Genomic DNA, 2,475 nt, shown 5'->3' with positions numbered 1-2,475 from the left:
GCCCCCGGCGCGGGGGCGCAGCGCGGCCGCGACCCTGCCGACGTGCACCCGGTCGACCGTGCCGCCCTGGTGCAGGGTCAGCACGTCCCCGGCCATCATGTCGACGTACTTCAGACCGCCCCACGCCTCCCACCAGACCGGCCCTTCGGCGTGGTGGGCCAACGGATCGGTCACCTGGTGTGCACGCATGGGACACACCATACGAGCCGGCCCAGCGCCCACGCCGGTTGCCGTTCGGCTGGGGCGGTCACGCCGCCGCGGCCTGGCTGGGATCTCGGGAATGGCTTGACGGGCCGGGTGGTTGAGAGAGATAGTTGAAATCGAAACTACTTGAGGAGCTCGCCATGGCGGCTGTCACCGTTCCCGACCTCACCGTCCTACCCCGCCTCGAGGCGCTCTGGCCCGAGACCACCTCGCGCCCTGTCATCTCGGTCACCAGTGCCCCCGGGGGGTTCGAGGGTGAGGGCTTCCCCGTCAAGCGCGCCTTCGCTGGTGTCGCCCTGGCCGCGCTGGACCCGTTCATCCACATGGACGAGATGGGCGAGGTCGAGTACGCACCGGGGGAGCCGAAGGGCACGCCCTGGCACCCGCACCGCGGGTTCGAGACGGTGACCTACATGATCGACGGGATCATGGACCACCAGGACTCGCACGGTGGCGGCGGCTCGATCACCGACGGCGCGACGCAGTGGATGACCGCCGGCAGCGGCATCCTGCACATCGAGGCCCCGCCGGAGCAGCTCGTCGTGTCGGGCGGGCTCTTCCACGGCCTGCAGCTGTGGGTGAACCTCCCGCGCGCGGGCAAGCTTGCCGCACCTCGCTACCAGGACCTGCGCTCGGACCAGGTCGCCCTCGTCTCCTCCCCCGACGGCGGCGCGTTGCTGCGCATCATCGCGGGGGACATCGCCGGCCACACCGGACCCGGCTCCACACACACCCCCATGGCGATGGTGCATGCCACCCTCACGCCGGGTGCGCAGGTCGACCTGCCCTGGCGCCGCGACTTCAACGCGCTGGCCTACGTGATGGGCGGCAACGGGTTCATCGGCCCCAAGCAGACGCCGATCGGCACCGGCCAGCTGGCCGTCCTCGGCGCCGGTGGCGCGTTGCGCGTCTCGGCCGCTCAGACCCAGGAGGCCCGCCACTCCTCCGGGCTCGAGGTCATCCTGCTCGGCGGGCTGCCCATCCGCGAGCCCGTCGCCTGGGCCGGTCCGTTCGTGATGAACACCAAGGCCGAGGTAATGCAGGCCTTCGAGGACTACCAGGCCGGCCGGCTCGGGCAGCCGCTGCCGCACGGCGCCGTCGGCGGCGCGACGGTCTGACCCCGGAGTTGCTGGCGAAGGGCGTCACATGCGGCGCCAATCGCCAGCGACTGGTGCGGCGGGTGACGCCCGCACCGCGGTGCCGTGACGGCATACCCTGCTCTTGTTGCCAACCAGTCGCAACAAGACGATGATGGCCGCCATGCACGTGCCCGACGGATTCCTCGACGTCCCCACCTCGATCGCCACCGGAGCGGTGGCGTTCGGCGTGGTCGGGCTCAGCCTGCAGCGCGCCAACCGTGAGATCCGCGAGTCCGGCCCGGCGCTGGCCGGCCTGACCGCGGCGTTCATCTTCGCGGTCCAGATGGTCAACTTCCCCATCGGGGCGGGCACGAGCGGCCACCTGCTCGGTGGTGCGCTCGCGGCGGCCCTCGTCGGGCCGTGGACCGGTGTGCTCTGCATGACGGTCGTGCTGCTCGTCCAGGGCTTGCTCTTCGCCGACGGCGGCCTCACGGCGCTCGGCACCAACGTGACGGTCATGGGGCTCACGACGGTCCTGGTCGGTTTCGTGCTCATCACCGCGCTGCTGCGGATGCTGCCGAAACGCACCTCGCTGGTCGGACCCGCCGCCGGCCTCGCCGCCTTCGTGTCCGTGCCGGTCGCCGCCCTCGTCTTCACATTGCTCTACGCGGTCGGCGGCGCGGTCTCGATCCCGCTGGGCACGCTCGCCACCGCGATGGTCGGGTGGCACGTGTTGATCGGGATCGGCGAGGGTGTGATCACCGCCGCGGTGGTGGGCGCGGTCGTGGCGACCCGCCCCGACCTGGTCCACGTCGCCCGGCACCTGCGGCCCGTCCTCGTCCTGGTGGACGCCGACGGCAACCCCACCGAGACCGTGTCGGCGGACGCCCCGGTGCCGGGGCGGCCGGGGCGGCGACCCCTCGCGATCGGCCTGTTGACCACCCTCGTCGTGGCCGGCGTGGTCAGCTTCTTCGCCAGTGCGCACCCGGACGGGCTGGAGTTCGTCGGGGAGCAGCTCGGGATCTCGTCCCACGCGACCGAGTCAGCGGTCGCGGGCAGCCCGCTCGCCGACTACGGCGTCAGCGGCATCGGCAACTCGGCCCTCGCCGGCGGGCTCGCGGGAATCATCGGGGTGTGCGTGGTCCTCGCAGTCCTCTACCTGATCGCGTCGTTCGTCCGCCGGCGCGCCACG

At 72.0% G+C, this 2,475-nt stretch carries 2 protein-coding genes and 1 pseudogene; 2 read left to right on the top strand and 1 reads right to left on the bottom strand.

Going from position 1 to position 2,475, the window contains the following annotated elements; genetic code table 11:
- Positions 1-189, bottom strand: a pseudogene (locus tag FRW57_RS20400) (SMP-30/gluconolactonase/LRE family protein); the annotation flags it as partial.
- Between the two features lie 155 nt (positions 190-344).
- Between FRW57_RS20400 and FRW57_RS20395 the strand changes: the two are divergent.
- Both FRW57_RS20395 and FRW57_RS24605 read left to right on the top strand, forming a co-directional pair.
- A complete protein-coding gene (locus tag FRW57_RS20395) occupies positions 345-1,322 on the top strand; it encodes a pirin family protein (RefSeq protein ID WP_152186914.1) in 978 nt (325 codons plus the stop codon).
- 106 nt (positions 1,323-1,428) lie between these two features.
- Positions 1,429-2,475 (top strand): energy-coupling factor ABC transporter permease (locus FRW57_RS24605; protein ID WP_238999513.1); only part of this gene is annotated, 1,047 nt, incomplete at its 3' end.

It is taken from the genome of Segeticoccus rhizosphaerae, from assembly GCF_009192725.1.
GTDB lineage: Bacteria > Actinomycetota > Actinomycetes > Actinomycetales > Dermatophilaceae > Segeticoccus > Segeticoccus rhizosphaerae.
The sequence above is the reverse complement of the archived record's forward strand: the minus strand, read 5'-3'. Positions and strand labels throughout refer to the sequence as shown.

Excerpts from the sequence above, each read along its gene's own strand:
- FRW57_RS20395 (WP_152186914.1), top strand. The coding sequence starts at position 345 with ATGGCGGCTGTCACCGTTCCCGACCTCACCGTCCTACCCCGCCTCGAG.